A 13,302-nucleotide genomic window follows, 5' to 3' on the forward strand; every position below is an offset into this window, starting at 1 on the left:
GGATGTCCATGGCAGGGAATCTTCGGAAGGTCACGGGCCTCGGCAGGGTCGGCGGCCTCCGCAAGGTGGCACGGCTGGCGCGACGGCGCCCGCGGGTCGACCTGAGCCACCACGCCCGGTCGCCCCTGGGCTCCTCGGTGGTGAAGTGCGTCACGTATCAGGACGGAGTCCGGGTCCCGGTCGGCGGCGATCTGGTGGACGCCGTCGAGCGGGTGCGCAAGAAGGACGACGGGTTCGTCTGGCTCGGACTGCACGAGCCGACGAACGAGGAGTTCGCGGGCATCGCCGAGCTCTTCGACCTGCACCCGCTGGCGGTCGAGGACGCGATCGAGGCCCATCAGCGCCCGAAGGTGGAGCGCTACGGCGAGACGCTGTTCGCGGTGTTCAAGACGGTCTGCTACGTCGAGCACGAGAAGCTGACGGCGACGAGCGAGGTCGTGGACACCGGCGAGATCATGGTGTTCGTCGGCGCCGAGTTCGTCATCACCGTGCGGCACGGACGGCACGGCTCACTGGGGCCGCTGCGCGAGGAGCTGGAGTCGAACCCGCGGCAGCTCGCCAAGGGGCCGGCCGCAGTGCTGCACGCGATCGCGGACCACGTGGTCGACGACTATCTGAGCGTCACGGACTCGGTGCAGGCGGACATCGACCAGGTGGAGACGGACGTGTTCGCGGAGAACGGCGCGCGGGCGGACCCGGGCCGTATCTACCAACTCAAGCGTGAGCTGCTGGAGTTGAAGCGGGCGGTGGTCCCCCTCAGCGGCCCGCTCGAGGCACTGTCCACACGGCCGATGCGGGTGGTCGGACCGGAGATACAGGCCTACTTCCGCGATGTCTCCGACCACCTGCTGCGGGCGAAGGAGCAGATCGCGTCCTTCGACGAACTGCTCAACTCGATTCTGCAGGCGCACCTCGCGCAGGTGACGGTCGCGCAGAACGAGGACATGCGGAAGATCACGGCCTGGGCCGCGGTGATCGCCGTGCCGACGATGGTGTGCGGTGTGTACGGCATGAACTTCGACCACATGCCGGAGCTGCACTGGCGGTTCGGCTATCCCCTGGTCCTCGGCGTGATATCCCTCGCCTGTCTCGCGCTGTACCGGGGCTTCCGGCGCAACGGCTGGCTCTGAGAGGCAGCCGCTGAACCGGAACCGTCCGGTGGTTCAGCGCATACCGCTCCGGGCGTAGACGCTCTCGACCCAGCCGGCGAGCTGTTCCTCCGTCAGATGCTGGGCGAGGTCGGCCTCGCTGATCATGCCGACGAGGCGCTTGTTCTCGATGACGGGAAGCCGGCGGATCTGGTGTCCCTGCATCTCCTGGAGCACCTCGCCGACATCGGCGCCGGCGTCGATCCAGCGGGGCGTGCCCTGGGCCATCTCGCCCGCGGTGATCTTCGCCGGATCGTGGCCCATGGCCACACAGCCGACGACGATGTCCCGGTCGGTGAGGATGCCGCAGAGCCGTTCGTTCTCGTCGCTGATGGGCAGGGCTCCGACGCCCAGTTCACGCATCAGCTGGGCGGCGCGGTCCAGGGTTTCATGGGCGGGGATCCACTGGGCGCCCCGGTGCATGATGTCTCCGGCGGTGGTCATGAAGTACCTCCCGGTGCCGGACGGCCGGCGCGGCACAGAACGTTCCGCTAGTCCCGGCGCCCTACATTCTCGCCGCGCGGCGGGGCGAACGCACCCGGACGGTCGCGACTTCCGGTGCGCCGAGGGGAAGTCCGGGACGGCGCCGGGGCGGCACTCGGACGGCGCTCAGACCTTGAAGCCCACGATCTTCCGCGGCACGACGCGGACGATCACCCGCATCTGGTCGTCCCGTTCGCCGGGCGGATCGACGCCGAGGTACTTGTGCGAGAGCTCGTGCGGGAGCCGCTTGTCCGGGTCGGGGAGGATCTCGGCGGTGCCGCGGATCTCGGCCGAGGCATAGGGGTTGGCGAGGTCGAACACCGACAGGCTGACGCGGGGGTCGTGGCGGAGGTTGCGCACCTTCTGACGGTCCTGGAGGGAGGAGAAGAGGACGGTGTCGCCCTCGCGTTTGATCCAGACCACGGAGTTCTGCGGGGCGCCGTCGGGGCCGAGGGTGGCGACGCTGGCGAAGTTCTTGCCGTCGAGAAGAGCGCGGACGGAGTCGTCGATGATCGGCATGACAACACCCTAACTAAATGCACACGCATATAAAAGCCTTTGGGTGAGGCGGGCCACTCACCCCTTGGGCAACCCGCCCCACGCCGGGTGACGCGGATCGTCGGCGCGCACCAGGACGTCCGCCGTGGCGGCCGGGTCGGTCTCGTCCTCGTAGCGTTCGAAGGCGGGCAGGGTCCAGTGCTCGGTCTCGGGGGTACGGCGGCGCAGGGCGCCCGGTGAGAGGAGGACGTGGAGGGTCAGGTCGAAGGGGAACCAGTGCCGTAGGAGGAGGGGGCCGTGCAGCAACAGAAGGGCGCCGGGCGGGAGTTGGACGTAGGGGCTGCGGGTGGCGCGGTCGGCGGCCGGGTCCCACAGGTCGGGCAGGACACGGCCGTCGCCGTCCGGTTCGAGCGGCCCGAAGACCTCGCGCCACAGGGCCCGGGTGTCGAACCAGCCGTCGTAGTAGGCGTCGGCGTCCTGGTGCCCGTACTCCAGGCGCAGCGAGGCGGGGCGCAGGAAGCCCTCCGTACCGACGACGAGCGAGGAACGGCCGCGGATGCGCAGTGCCTCCGAGACCCGCTCGGCGAGGTCGCCCGGGCGGGCCGCCGGGGCACCGTCGAAGGCGACGCGCGGCCAGGGGCCGCCGTCGGCCGGCTTGAGGTCGAGCAGGCGCTCGGCGAGGAGGTCGCCGAGCCGGTCCCAGGTGATCGCTTCCAGTCGCACAGGGCCCATGATGCGTCAGCCCTCGGCCAGGGGGTGTCGTCCGGGTCGCTCCGGCGGGCGGCGAGCAGGTGCGGGAGACGGGTCTCGCTCCAGGCGCGGGCGGCGTCGAGGGGTCGAGGGGTCGAGGCCGCGGCCGAGAGGGGGAGGGCATGGGTTCCGCCCCCAGACCCCCGTTTCCCGGCCGGCCACCCGTTCGCCGTCGGCCGAGACGTGAGCCTCTTCCGCGCGAGGGACATGTGCGGCGGACGTAGGAGAAAAGAGACAGGAGAGAGGTGGTCGGTGGCAGGGAATGGATCTCGTATGGCATCGCTCTCGACTCCCCCGCTCCGCAACGGACTTGTGGTCGGCGGCGGACTTGTGGTCGTCCAGCCGCTCAGGAAGCGGCACTGTGCGGGGTGTCGTCGTGGGCCGTTGGCGCTGCTGGTCGTGGAGGGCGGGGTGCCGCGGTGTCTCGACTGCGTGGACCTCGGGCATCTGGTGTTCCTGCCGCGCGGCGACACGGCGCTGACGCGCAGGGCGCGGGAGGAGAGCGCGCTGTCGGCGGTGGTCGTGCGGTTCGACCGGCGCCGGGGCCGGTACGAGCGGCAGGGCGTCCTCGTCGAGGAGGCGGGGCTCGCCCGGGCCGAGGAGCGGTGCCTCGCGGACGCGGAGGCACGGCGGTGGCGCCGGGTGCGGGACGCGGGGCGGCGGGCCGTGGAGGACGTGCGGTTCACGGAGGCGTTCGCGGCGGAGATACGACGACTGTTCCCGGGCTGCCCCGAGGCGCGGGCCCGGACGATCGCCGCGCACGCCTCGCTGCGGGGCAGCGGCCGGGTGGGGCGAAGCGCGGCGGGACGGGCGCTGTCCGAGGGCGCGGTGGTCTCGGCGGTGGTGGCGTCCGTACGGCATGTGGACACGCCCTACGACCAGTTGCTGATGAGCGGCGTGCCGAGACACGAGGCACGACGACGGATCACGGCGAGGGTGGAACGCGTGCTGAGGGACTGGCGGGACGCCCCGGCATGACGTCCGCCGGTGTCGGCAGGCGCAGGCCGCTGTCGGCGGGCGCAGGCCGCTGTCGGCAGGCGCAGGCCGATCCGGCAGGCGCAGACCGCTGTCGGCAGGCGCAGGCCGATCCGGCAGGCGCAGGCCGATCCGGCAGGCGCAGACCGCTGTCGGCGGGCGCAGGCCGATCCGGCAAGCGCAGGCCGCTGTCGGCAGGCGCAGGCCGATCCGGCAAGCGCAGGCCGCTGTCCACCGGTACCGGCAGGCGCACGGCGCCGTGGACGCCCGCGTATGCCCCGGCGATTCTCGGCCATGGTTGCGCGGGCGGGGATGGGTTCGACTTGTCGTGATGGTTGGTGGTGGGCAGGATCTCGGCTCTACGGGCGGGAGTTGGTGTCGGCATGATCGGTGAACCGTATTTCGCGCTGACGGTTCTGGGGGTGCTCGCGACCGGGGTGATGGCGGGCGTGTTCTGTGCCTTCTCCGTGCTGGTCATGCGGGGGCTGGCCGAGCTGCCGCCCGCGCAGGGGGTCGCCGCGATGAACGCGATCAACAGGGCGGCGATGACGCCCGCGTTCATGCTGCTGTTCGCCGGTTCGGCGCTGGTGTGCGCGGTGATCGCGGTGGTGACGTTCGTGCTGTGGCCGGATCAGGGGACGGCGGAGTTGCTGCTGGGCAGCGCGCTGTATCTGTTCGGGGCGTTCGGGCTGACCCTCGTCGCGAACGTGCCCCGCAACGAGGCCCTGCTGAAGCTGGACCCGGGGACCCCGGAGGCCGCCGCGTACTGGCCGTCGTACGTGCGCGAGTGGACGATGTGGAATCACGTCCGCGCGGTGACCTCGGCCGCCGCCGCGCTGGTCTACATGCTGGCCCTCGCCTGAGCGAAGTCCCAAGATCAACTGGGTGGGGGCTGAGGAACGCGGGCAAAGGGCGGCACAAGCCTGCGGAAACCCCCGCCAGAAAGCGGTCTCGCCCACTCTGCGCGCTCGGCCGGGGGGCCTTATCGTGGCTGAAAGAGTGCCGCTCGATGACGCACGGCCTGTCGCATGCGGACGCGAGGAAGACCGCCATGGCCGATCCCAAGGGTTTTATGACCACTCCGCGCGAGGAGTGGCCCCGCAGGCCCGTCGACGAGCGGGTGCGGGACTGGGACGAGGTGTATGTCCCGGGCGCGCTGCTGCCGATCGTGAGCAGGCAGGCCGACCGCTGCATGGACTGCGGTGTCCCGTTCTGCCACGACGCCTGCCCGCTCGGCAACCTGATCCCCGAGTGGAACGATCTGGTCAGCCGGGAGGACTGGCGGGCGGCGGCCGACCGGCTGCACGCCACCAACAACTTCCCCGAATTCACCGGGCGGTTGTGCCCGGCGCCGTGCGAGGCCGGCTGCGTGCTCGCCATCAACCAGCCCGCGGTCACCATCAAGAACGTCGAGGTGGCCATCGCCGACCGCGCGTGGACCGACGGTTTCACGCCACCGAGACCGCCGGACCGGTTGTCCGGGCGGACCGTCGCGGTGGTCGGTTCCGGGCCCACCGGCCTCGCCGCGGCACAGCAGTTGACGCGCGCCGGGCACACGGTCGCCGTGTACGAGCGGGACGACCGGCTCGGCGGGCTGATGCGGTACGGCATCCCCGAGTTCAAGATGGAGAAGCGGCATCTGGAGCGGCGGCTGGAGCAGATGCGGGCCGAGGGCACCAAGTTCCGTACGTCGACCATGGTCGGGCGGGATGTCGGAGCGGCCGAACTGCGGGCGCGCTACGACGCGGTGGTGATCGCCACGGGAGCCACCGCGTGGCGTGAACTCGCCGTACCCGGGCGGGAGTTGACCGGCATCCACCAGGCGATGGAGTATCTGCCGCTGGCCAACCGGGTGTGCGAAGGAGACTTGGCGGCCTCCCCTCTGTCCGCCGCCGGGAAGCATGTCGTCATCGTCGGCGGCGGTGACACCGGGGCCGACTGTCTCGGCACGGCGGTGCGTGAAGGGGCCGCGTCCGTCACACAGTTGGACATCTACGCCCAGCCGGACGCCGAGCGCGACGAGGACGCGGAGCCCTGGCCGACGTATCCGAAGATCTACCGGCTGTCGGCCGCGCACGAGGAGGCGCGGGACCTGGAGACGGCACCCGCGGCGGACGCGGACGCCCGGCTGTTCGCGGCCTCGACCCTCCGCTTCGAGGGGGACGCGGACGGGCGGGTGCGGTCGCTGCACCTGGTCGAAGTGGACGCGGAGCGGCGCCCGTTGGACGGTTCCGGGCGCAGTCTGCCCGCCGATCTCGTGCTGCTGGCCCTCGGGTTCTCCGGGCCCGACCGGGCGGACGGGCTCATCGATCAACTGCGGCTGGCGATGGCGCCGCGCGGCACGATCACCCGGGACGCGGACTTCGCGACGAGCGCGCGGGGCGTGTTCGTCGCGGGGGACGCCGCCCGGGGCCAGTCCCTGATCGTGTGGGCGATCGCGGAGGGACGGGCGGTGGCGGCGGCCGTCGACCGCTATCTGACGGGGAGTTCGCAGCTGCCGGCGCCGATCGGGCCGTACGACCGGCCGATGACGGTGTGACGCGGGGAAGCGCGAGGCGTGACGCGTGGCGGTGTGATGTGCCGGCTCAGCGTCGCTGGTCCGTGCCCGCCGTCTTCGCGGTCGACAGGGCCACCCGGTTCCAGGTGTTGATCGTGAGGATCAGGGACAGGACGTGGGCCAGTTCCTCCTCGTCGAACTGGGCCGCGGCCTGCGCATAGACGTCGTCCGGGACACCGCCGTCGGCCACCAGGGTCACCGACTCGGTGAGGGCGAGGGCCGCCTGCTCGCGCTCGGTGAAGAAGTGCCGGGCCTCGCGCCAGACGGCGACCATGTGCAGCCGGTCCTCGCTCTCGCCGGCCTTGCGGGCGTCGTTCGTGTGCATGTGGAGGCAGTACGCGCAGTGGTTGAGGTGCGAGGCGCGGATCTGGATCAGCTCGACCAGGGCCGGGTCCAGGCCCTCGCGGGCGGCGGCGTCGAAGCCGATGAGTGCGCGGAAGACCTTCGGGGCGGTGCGGGCGAGGCCGAGGCGGGGCGTCGTAGTGGTGACCTGGGCGTTTGTGTTCGTGTTCGTCGTCATGTGACAAATCTACGAGCCGGAAAGACCCACTGTAGGGTGCATTTCCATGGCGGAATCATGGGTCAATTCGGCGGAGCGGATCGGGGCCGATCTGCATCTGGAGCTGTCGGGCAGTGGTGGCCGGCGGGCCGCTCTCATCGACGCGCTGCGGGAGGCCGTGCGCGGCGGGCGGCTCGCCCCCGGCACCCGGCTGCCGCCGTACCGCTCGCTCGCCGCGGACCTCGGGGTGGCCCGGAACACGGTGGCGGACGCGTACGCGGAACTCGTCGCGGAGGGCTGGCTGACCGCGCGCCAGGGCTCGGGCACCCGGGTCGCGGACCGAACCCTGCCCCTACGGGCGCAGCCGGCGCGACACGCCGGGAACGGCCCGGTTACGGCACCTCCACGCGCGCGTGCGCCCCGGCACGACCTGCGGCAGGGCACGCCCGACGCGTCCGCGTTCCCGCGTGCCGCCTGGCTGGCGTCCTACCGGCGGGCGCTCCAGCAGGCGCCCGACGAGGTGTTCGGGCCCGGCGACCCGGCCGGCCGCATCGAGCTGCGGGAGACGCTCGCCGAATACCTGGCACGCGCACGTGGCGTACGCACCGCACCCGACCGGATCGTGATCTGCTCCGGCTTCGCGCACGGGCTGCGGCTGCTGTTCGGCCAGGGCGGCGGCGGGGTGCTGCGCGGACCGCTGGCGGTGGAGGCGTACGGACTCGGCTTCCATCGGGAGCTGCTGCGGACGGCCGGCGTACGGACCGTTCCACTGCCGGTCGACGAACACGGCGCGCGCGTCGGGGAGTTGGCGAAGGAGCGGGCCGTACTGCTCACGCCCGCGCACCAGTTCCCCACCGGCGGCCCGCTGCACGCCGAGCGCAGGGCCGCCGTGATCGACTGGGCACGCGCGCGTGGCGGAGTGGTCCTGGAGGACGACTACGACGGCGAGTTCCGCTACGACCGCAAGCCCGTCGGCGCCGTCCAGGGCCTCGACCCGGAGCGGGTGATCCTCCTCGGCTCGGTCAGCAAGAGCCTCTCCCCCGCGCTGCGCCTGGGGTGGATGGTCCTGCCGGAGCGGTACGTCGAGGACGTGCTCGCGGCCAAGGGCGAACGCGAGGCCTGGGCGAGCGTCCTCGACCAGCTGAGCCTCGCCGACTTCATCACGTCGGGGTCCTACGACCGTCATGTGCGGCGGATGCGGCAGCGGTACCGGAGCCGCCGTGACCGCCTGGTGGCGGCGCTCGCCGCGCGGGCCCCGCACATCGAGGTCACCGGGGTCGCCGCGGGCCTGCACGCGGTGCTGCGGCTGCCGCCCGGCACGGAGCGCTCCGCGCTGAAGGCCGCCGCGTGGCAGGGCGTGGCGCTGGACGGGCTGGCCGCGTTTCGACACCCCGAGGCGGCAATCACGGGGCCCGGGGCGGAAGTTCAGGACGGTCTCGTCGTGGGGTACGCGACGCCCTCGGAGGCCAGGTTCGGTGCCGCGCTGGAGGCACTGTGCGAGGTGCTCCCGCCCGGCGGGCCGACGGATTTCCCGGCCACGGGATGAGTCTGCGGGGGCCGCAGGTGCTGCCCATCGCCGTGGACGTACGGCGTGGACATCTCCCGCCCCGGCCGGAGTCGCGTCCCGCCCGCCGCTGCCACTGATCGCGGGCGCCTTCGCCCTGGCCCTGACCGGGCTCGTCCGACGAAGCCGCCCGCCCCCTGCGACCGGTGACGCCCACCCGTGTCCACGGCTAACCGCGCACATGCAGGCCGAACCCCTTGCGGCCGGGCACCTCCAGGCCCTCCTTCAACCGCAGTGACGGGATCTCGTAGTCGCCGAAGTTCTGGCGCCGGAACGCGATCGGCTCGGTCGTCTCCAGTGACAGCAGCCGCTCCCGCCAGGCCTTCGCGGCGTCCTCGAAGTCGCTGCCGGTGATCCTGTCGGTGCCGTAGAGCACGAAGGGCGGCAGCACCTCCACTCCCGGGTAGTACAGGATCCCGTGGTGGATGGGGAACAGCAGGTCCTCGATCGGACCGTTGATCCCGCGATCGGTGTAGTGGGACTCCGGGCCCCCGACGGTCACCGACAGGATCGCCCGGCGCCCCCGCAGCGTCCCCTCACCGAAACGCTCGCCGTAGCGCGTCTCGTCGTGCACGCCGACTCCGTAGGCGAAGTGGAAGGAGAACACCCGGTCCACCCAGCCCTTCAGGATCGCCGGCATGGTGTACCACCACATGGGGAACTGGAAGACGATGGTGTCGGCCCATAGGAGTTTCTGCTGCTCGGCCACCACGTCGGGCGTGAGCGCACCGGCGTCGTACGCCCCGGCCGAACTCGGCACCACCCGCAGCGGGTTCGTGGCGTGCTCGCCGAAGTCCGCCGCGTCCACCACGGCCTTCCAGTTCATCGCGTACAGGTCGCTCACCCGCACCTCGTGCCCGGCGGCTTCGAGAGTGGACACGGCGAGGTCCTTCAGCGCGCCGTTCAGCGAACGCGGCTCGGGGTGGGCGTGGACGACGAGCGTCTTCATGGCTGTTCCCTTCGGCAAGGTGTGTCGCCACAGATGCTCGGCCGCCGGGGCCGCGTCGTGACAGGGGCGCCGCTTCCGTCGGACGGGACTTCCTGGTATCGGCAGGGCCACCTTCAAGTGCCTTGACCGAGGCGATACTTGGGGGCATGGACGATCTTGCGGGCTTTCTGCGGACCCGGCGTGCCCGGGTCGACCCGGCGGCCGTCGGTATCCCCGCCGACAGCCGTCGCCGGGTCGAGGGGCTGCGCCGGGAAGAGGTCGCCCACCTGTCCGGAGTCAGCGTGGACTACTACGTACGCCTGGAGCAGGGCCGTGCGACCCAGCCCTCAGGGCAGATCCTCGACGCGCTCGCCCGCGTGCTCTGCCTCGACGAGACCGAGCGCGGGCACCTCCACCGGCTCGCCCGGCAACGCCGACGGCGCGCGAAGACACCGGGGGGCGGGCGGGTCCGGCCGGAGCTGCTGCGCGTCCTCGACCTGGTCGCCGGCGCACCCGCACTGATCATGGACCACCGCCTGGACGTGCTCGCCGGGAACCGCCTCGCCGGGCTTCTCTTCGGCCGGCCGCTGCCGGGCCTGAACACCGCACGGCACATCTTCCTGGAGGAGGCCGAGCGCGGCCTCTACGCGGAGTGGGAGCAGTGCACCCTGGACGTGGTCGGGCATCTGCGTCTGGCCGCAGGCAAATACCCCGAGGATCCCCGACTGGCCTCGCTCATCGGCGAGTTGGCGATGGGCAGCGAGCGTTTCCGCCGCCTCTGGGCCCGTGCGGACGTGCGCGCCCGCACCCATGGGCGCAAGGCGTACCGGCATCCGATGGTCGGGCTGCTGGAACTGCATCAGGAGAACTTCGCGCTGCCGGGCGAATCAGGCATGGAACTGCTGGTGCTGTCCGCGGCCCCCGGCAGCCCCGCCGAGGACGGGCTGCGCCTGCTCGGGAGCCTGGGCGCGGACAGCGATGGGGCGCATCCCATCACATCGGAATCAACGGATTCGATCAGAACCAATGGTGACTGATAGCAAAATGAGCAGGTTCGTTAAGGAAAAAGCATTCAGCACAGTCGGGTCACAGGCCGGGTCATGAGAGCAGGAAATCCGCCTCGCCCGCTTTCGCCCCCTCGATGAAGGCCGTCATCTCGTCGGTGGTGTAGATCAGTGCCGGCCCGTCCGGGTCGGTGGACTGGCGGACGGCGATCCGGCCGTCGGCGAGCTTCATCGCCTCCAGGCAGTTGCCGCCGTTGCCGCCGCTCCACGGCTTGTGCCAGCCTTCGCTTCCCAAGTCCCGCGCGGGCATACCGTTGTAGACGCTCATACGCGGCTTGATGCGATCCATTCACAGCTCCTTGCGGAGATCCCTGAGGATCTCCTTCGTGCGATGTGCCGTAGCGGCCTGCGCCGCCATGCGGTCCATGACCTCGAGATGGGTCGCCACCTCTTCGCGCGCGTCCAGATAGACGGCGCCGGTCAGGTACTCGCTGTAGACCATGTCCGGCAGTTCCGGCATGGCAAATCGGAACAGCACGAAGGGCCCGTACGTGCCCGGGTGCGGCCCCGAGGAGAACGGGGCGACCTGCAGGGTCACGTTGGGCAGCTTCGTGGCGTCGAGCAGTTTGTCGATCTGGGCACGCATCACCTCCGGGCCGCCGACCGGGCGGCGCAGGGCGGTCTCGTCCATGACGGCCCAGAAACGGGGCGCGTCGGGACGCGTCAGCAGGTCCTGGCGCTGCATGCGCAGCGCGACATGGCGCTCGATCTCGTCGGGCTCGGTCTGGCCGATGGCCCCCGACAGCAGCACACCGCGCGCGTACTCCTCGGTCTGCAGCAGCCCGGGCACGAAGTGCGGCTCGTACGACCGGATGAGCGCTGCGGCGCCCTCCAGGCTGACGTGCATCGAGAACCAGCCCGGCAGGATGTCGTGGAAACGCTGCCACCAGCCCGGCTTGTTGGCCTCCTCGGCCAGCTGGACGAAGGCCACCGCCTCCTCGTCGGAGACGCCGTAGGACTTCAGGAGGAGCTGGAGGTACGGGATCTTGAGGGAGACCTCCGCCATCTCCATACGGCGGACCGTGGCGGGCGCGACGCGCAGGACCCTGGCGGCCTCCTCGCGCTTGAGCCCGGCGCGTTCCCGCAGGTCCAGCAGGCGCCGGCCGAGGACGACCTGGCCGACCGTCGGTGCGGACCGCGGCTCGCTCACGCTCCACCTCCCCCCAATGAGTCCCGTTGAGTCCCGTACGGCGAATGAGCCCGGCGGTTGAATCCTGACAGCCCTGCGGCGCCATTCGAAGACTCATTCGAAGATCGGGAGGGACCTCCGGAGATTCCAACTGGCGCCGCGCGACGTTCTGTTGCGAGCAGTGTGCCACGACCGTGCAGAGCGTCATACGGCACTCTGCATTTTTCATAGTGACACTTGCCAAGTGTTCACGGCGGGGCGATAGTGGCAAGCGTGATTCCGTCCGCGCCCTTAGGAACAGACGCCGCCGCAGGCCGCCTCGGTCTCGGTGCCGCCACGGGAGCCGCCCCAGGTGGGGCCGCTGCCGAGCGCCGGTTCCGGTTCGAGCTGGCCGCCCATCCGGGTTCCCCTGCCCAGGCGAGACGCCTGACGCGGGCCCGGCTGTCCGGCTGGTCCGTGTGCGAGGACACCTGCGACACGGCGGTTCTGGTCGTCTCCGAACTGGTCACCAACGCCATCGTGCACACCGCGAGCAGCCACATAGTCTGCGAGCTGCACGACGGCGACGACCTGGTGCGGATAGCCGTCCGTGACGAGGGCTGCGCTCCGGGTGAGTCGTATCCGTCCCCGCAGCGGCCCGACGAGGAGCACGGGAGGGGATTGCTCCTCATCGACGGGCTGTGCCGGGCCTGGGGCGCTCAGGAACACGGACCCGGCCTGCTCGTCTGGGCCGACCTGCCCCGGCAGGCCGACCCGTCCCACGGCCACCACCCGGCCCCCGGCCACGACGGTTCCGTACCGCGCAACGACCTGGGATGGGGCGCACGACCCAAACCGGTGCCGTCGGGCGGTTCGGGCGACGAGGACGAGGCGACGGCACACTTCGGGGCCTTCGAGAATCTGGGCGTATATCCGGCACGGGGGCATGGGGATGCCCCCCGCGGGCATGGGGGTGCCGGCGAGTTCGGAGGCCTGGATCTCGGCGGCTTCGGGGGCCGGGAACACGGAAACGGGGTGGGTCCCGGCGTCGGGACCGGCTCCGGGCACCGGAGCCGGGAGGTCGCCGGGCACTTCGGGGAGCCGGGCCGGGAGGAAACAGGATCCTCCAGAGGCCGGGGCCACCTGGACGCCGGCGACCTCCCGGACTCCGCGGACACGGCGAACACCGGGGATCCCAGTGGGCTCGTGAATCCGGGTGCGCTGGGCACCTCCAGCGGGTTCGGGGACTTCGGGTCGGGGGTCGAATGGGTCTGAGCGGCGCTTCCGGTCCCGGCCAGGTACTCAGTCTCGACACGCTGGTCCGTCTGGGACGCGCGCTGCACGGACCGGGCACGCCCCGGCGACTGCCCGTCCCCGAGGGCATGACCGCTCCGCTCGGCTGCGACGCGGTGGCGGTGCCCGCGCGTTTCGGACCGCTGGTCCTGCCCCGGCTGCCGCGCGTCGGCTGTGTCTACGCCGACGAGGCGCACTGGTGGTGGATCGTGCCGTCCGACTCCGACTACGCGCTGGACTGGCCTTCGCCGGCGCGGTACACCGCCGGGGCGCTGGTGCCGGACGCGCCTCGCGCGCCCGGGCTCATTCATCGGCCTGACGGGAAGCTGCCGTATACGCCGCCGATTCCGTTGTATCTGGCTGTGTGTCGGGTTACGGGGGCTACGCCTTCCTGGTCACGGCCCATCAGCGCGTAGCGCTCTGCGGGGTGCGTTG

General features: G+C 71.4%; 14 protein-coding genes and 1 pseudogene. 8 read left to right on the forward strand and 7 right to left on the reverse strand.

Features of this window, described 5'->3' with window-relative positions; all coding sequences use genetic code 11:
• Nucleotides 1-2 precede the first annotated feature (2 nt).
• On the forward strand, nt 3-1,130 hold the full coding sequence (locus tag SSP08S_RS10800; protein ID WP_019067603.1) for a magnesium and cobalt transport protein CorA: 1,128 nt from the start codon (nt 3-5) through the stop codon (nt 1,128-1,130).
• 33 nt (nt 1,131-1,163) lie between these two features.
• On the opposite strand, the gene SSP08S_RS10805 is transcribed toward SSP08S_RS10800, so the two are convergent.
• From SSP08S_RS10805 to SSP08S_RS10815, 3 genes are all read right to left on the reverse strand, one after another.
• Nucleotides 1,164-1,592, reverse strand: coding sequence for a CBS domain-containing protein (locus SSP08S_RS10805; RefSeq protein ID WP_019067604.1), 429 nt, complete (start codon nt 1,590-1,592; stop codon nt 1,164-1,166).
• 165 nt (nt 1,593-1,757) lie between these two features.
• Nucleotides 1,758-2,150 carry a PPOX class F420-dependent oxidoreductase gene (locus SSP08S_RS10810; protein ID WP_019067605.1) on the reverse strand — a complete coding sequence of 131 codons (393 nt, stop codon included), beginning with the start codon at nt 2,148-2,150 and terminating at the stop codon, nt 1,758-1,760.
• Nucleotides 2,151-2,207: 57 nt separating this feature from the next.
• The gene (locus SSP08S_RS10815) at nt 2,208-2,861 is read right to left on the reverse strand and encodes a nucleoside/nucleotide kinase family protein (protein ID WP_019067606.1); all 654 of its coding nucleotides are present in this window, start codon (nt 2,859-2,861) and stop codon (nt 2,208-2,210) included.
• A 291-nt stretch (nt 2,862-3,152) separates the two neighbouring features.
• On the opposite strand from SSP08S_RS10815, the gene SSP08S_RS10820 reads away from it, so the two are divergent.
• The 3 genes from SSP08S_RS10820 (at nt 3,153) to SSP08S_RS10830 (ending at nt 6,393) form a co-directional block, all read left to right on the forward strand.
• The gene (locus SSP08S_RS10820; RefSeq protein ID WP_078532405.1) at nt 3,153-3,857 is read left to right on the forward strand and encodes a DUF2293 domain-containing protein; all 705 of its coding nucleotides are present in this window, start codon (nt 3,153-3,155) and stop codon (nt 3,855-3,857) included.
• Nucleotides 3,858-4,237: 380 nt separating this feature from the next.
• Nucleotides 4,238-4,717 (forward strand): anthrone oxygenase family protein, encoded by a 480-nt coding sequence (locus SSP08S_RS10825; protein ID WP_019067608.1) that lies wholly within the window; start codon nt 4,238-4,240, stop codon nt 4,715-4,717.
• 188 nt (nt 4,718-4,905) lie between these two features.
• Nucleotides 4,906-6,393, forward strand: coding sequence for a glutamate synthase subunit beta (locus tag SSP08S_RS10830; RefSeq protein WP_026178377.1), 1,488 nt, complete (start codon nt 4,906-4,908; stop codon nt 6,391-6,393).
• A gap of 46 nt (nt 6,394-6,439) precedes the next feature.
• On the opposite strand, the gene SSP08S_RS10835 is transcribed toward SSP08S_RS10830, so the two are convergent.
• Nucleotides 6,440-6,931: a carboxymuconolactone decarboxylase family protein gene (locus tag SSP08S_RS10835; RefSeq protein WP_019067610.1), complete on the reverse strand. Its 492-nt coding sequence runs from the start codon at nt 6,929-6,931 to the stop codon at nt 6,440-6,442.
• 46 nt (nt 6,932-6,977) lie between these two features.
• Here SSP08S_RS10835 and pdxR point away from each other — a divergent pair, with 46 nt between their 5' ends.
• Entirely contained in the window at nt 6,978-8,456 is a 1,479-nt protein-coding gene (gene pdxR / locus SSP08S_RS10840) for a MocR-like pyridoxine biosynthesis transcription factor PdxR (protein ID WP_019067611.1), read from the forward strand.
• 187 nt (nt 8,457-8,643) lie between these two features.
• Here the strand turns inward: pdxR and SSP08S_RS10845 are convergent, their stop codons facing one another.
• A complete protein-coding gene (locus SSP08S_RS10845; RefSeq protein ID WP_019067612.1) occupies nt 8,644-9,423 on the reverse strand; it encodes an NAD(P)H-dependent oxidoreductase in 780 nt (259 codons plus the stop codon).
• Between the two features lie 146 nt (nt 9,424-9,569).
• Here SSP08S_RS10845 and SSP08S_RS10850 point away from each other — a divergent pair, with 146 nt between their 5' ends.
• Nucleotides 9,570-10,439: a helix-turn-helix transcriptional regulator gene (locus SSP08S_RS10850; RefSeq protein WP_019067613.1), complete on the forward strand. Its 870-nt coding sequence runs from the start codon at nt 9,570-9,572 to the stop codon at nt 10,437-10,439.
• Nucleotides 10,440-10,500: 61 nt separating this feature from the next.
• On the opposite strand, the gene SSP08S_RS10855 is transcribed toward SSP08S_RS10850, so the two are convergent.
• Both SSP08S_RS10855 and SSP08S_RS10860 read right to left on the reverse strand, forming a co-directional pair.
• Nucleotides 10,501-10,755 (reverse strand): DUF397 domain-containing protein, encoded by a 255-nt coding sequence (locus tag SSP08S_RS10855; protein WP_019060458.1) that lies wholly within the window; start codon nt 10,753-10,755, stop codon nt 10,501-10,503.
• Nucleotides 10,756-11,616 (reverse strand): Sco1979 family transcriptional regulator, encoded by an 861-nt coding sequence (locus SSP08S_RS10860; RefSeq protein ID WP_019067614.1) that lies wholly within the window; start codon nt 11,614-11,616, stop codon nt 10,756-10,758.
• Between the two features lie 366 nt (nt 11,617-11,982).
• Between SSP08S_RS10860 and SSP08S_RS55150 the strand changes: the two are divergent.
• Both SSP08S_RS55150 and SSP08S_RS10870 read left to right on the forward strand, forming a co-directional pair.
• Nucleotides 11,983-12,468, forward strand: a pseudogene (locus SSP08S_RS55150) (ATP-binding protein); the annotation flags it as partial.
• Nucleotides 12,469-12,839: 371 nt separating this feature from the next.
• Complete coding sequence (locus tag SSP08S_RS10870) at nt 12,840-13,283, forward strand: hypothetical protein (protein WP_019067617.1); 444 nt, start codon at nt 12,840-12,842, stop codon at nt 13,281-13,283.
• Nucleotides 13,284-13,302: the final 19 nt, after the last annotated feature.

Origin of the sequence: Streptomyces hokutonensis (assembly GCF_000376565.1) — a bacterium.
GTDB classification, from domain to species: Bacteria; Actinomycetota; Actinomycetes; order Streptomycetales; family Streptomycetaceae; genus Streptomyces; species Streptomyces hokutonensis.

Bases quoted from the DNA above. Each gene is read 5' to 3' on its own strand.
- SSP08S_RS10830 (WP_026178377.1), top strand. From the start codon at position 4,906: ATGGCCGATCCCAAGGGTTTTATGACCACTCCGCGCGAGGAGTGGCCC.
- SSP08S_RS10825 (WP_019067608.1), top strand. From the start codon at position 4,238: ATGATCGGTGAACCGTATTTCGCGCTGACGGTTCTGGGGGTGCTCGCG.
- SSP08S_RS10810 (WP_019067605.1), bottom strand. From the start codon at position 2,150: ATGCCGATCATCGACGACTCCGTCCGCGCTCTTCTCGACGGCAAGAAC.
- SSP08S_RS10805 (WP_019067604.1), bottom strand. From the start codon at position 1,592: ATGACCACCGCCGGAGACATCATGCACCGGGGCGCCCAGTGGATCCCC.
- SSP08S_RS10820 (WP_078532405.1), top strand. From the start codon at position 3,153: ATGGCATCGCTCTCGACTCCCCCGCTCCGCAACGGACTTGTGGTCGGC.
- SSP08S_RS10800 (WP_019067603.1), top strand. From the start codon at position 3: ATGTCCATGGCAGGGAATCTTCGGAAGGTCACGGGCCTCGGCAGGGTC.
- SSP08S_RS10815 (WP_019067606.1), bottom strand. From the start codon at position 2,861: ATGGGCCCTGTGCGACTGGAAGCGATCACCTGGGACCGGCTCGGCGAC.
- pdxR (WP_019067611.1), top strand. From the start codon at position 6,978: ATGGCGGAATCATGGGTCAATTCGGCGGAGCGGATCGGGGCCGATCTG.
- SSP08S_RS10835 (WP_019067610.1), bottom strand. From the start codon at position 6,931: ATGACGACGAACACGAACACAAACGCCCAGGTCACCACTACGACGCCC.
- SSP08S_RS10870 (WP_019067617.1), top strand. From the start codon at position 12,840: ATGGGTCTGAGCGGCGCTTCCGGTCCCGGCCAGGTACTCAGTCTCGAC.
- SSP08S_RS10845 (WP_019067612.1), bottom strand. From the start codon at position 9,423: ATGAAGACGCTCGTCGTCCACGCCCACCCCGAGCCGCGTTCGCTGAAC.
- SSP08S_RS10855 (WP_019060458.1), bottom strand. From the start codon at position 10,755: ATGGATCGCATCAAGCCGCGTATGAGCGTCTACAACGGTATGCCCGCG.
- SSP08S_RS10850 (WP_019067613.1), top strand. From the start codon at position 9,570: ATGGACGATCTTGCGGGCTTTCTGCGGACCCGGCGTGCCCGGGTCGAC.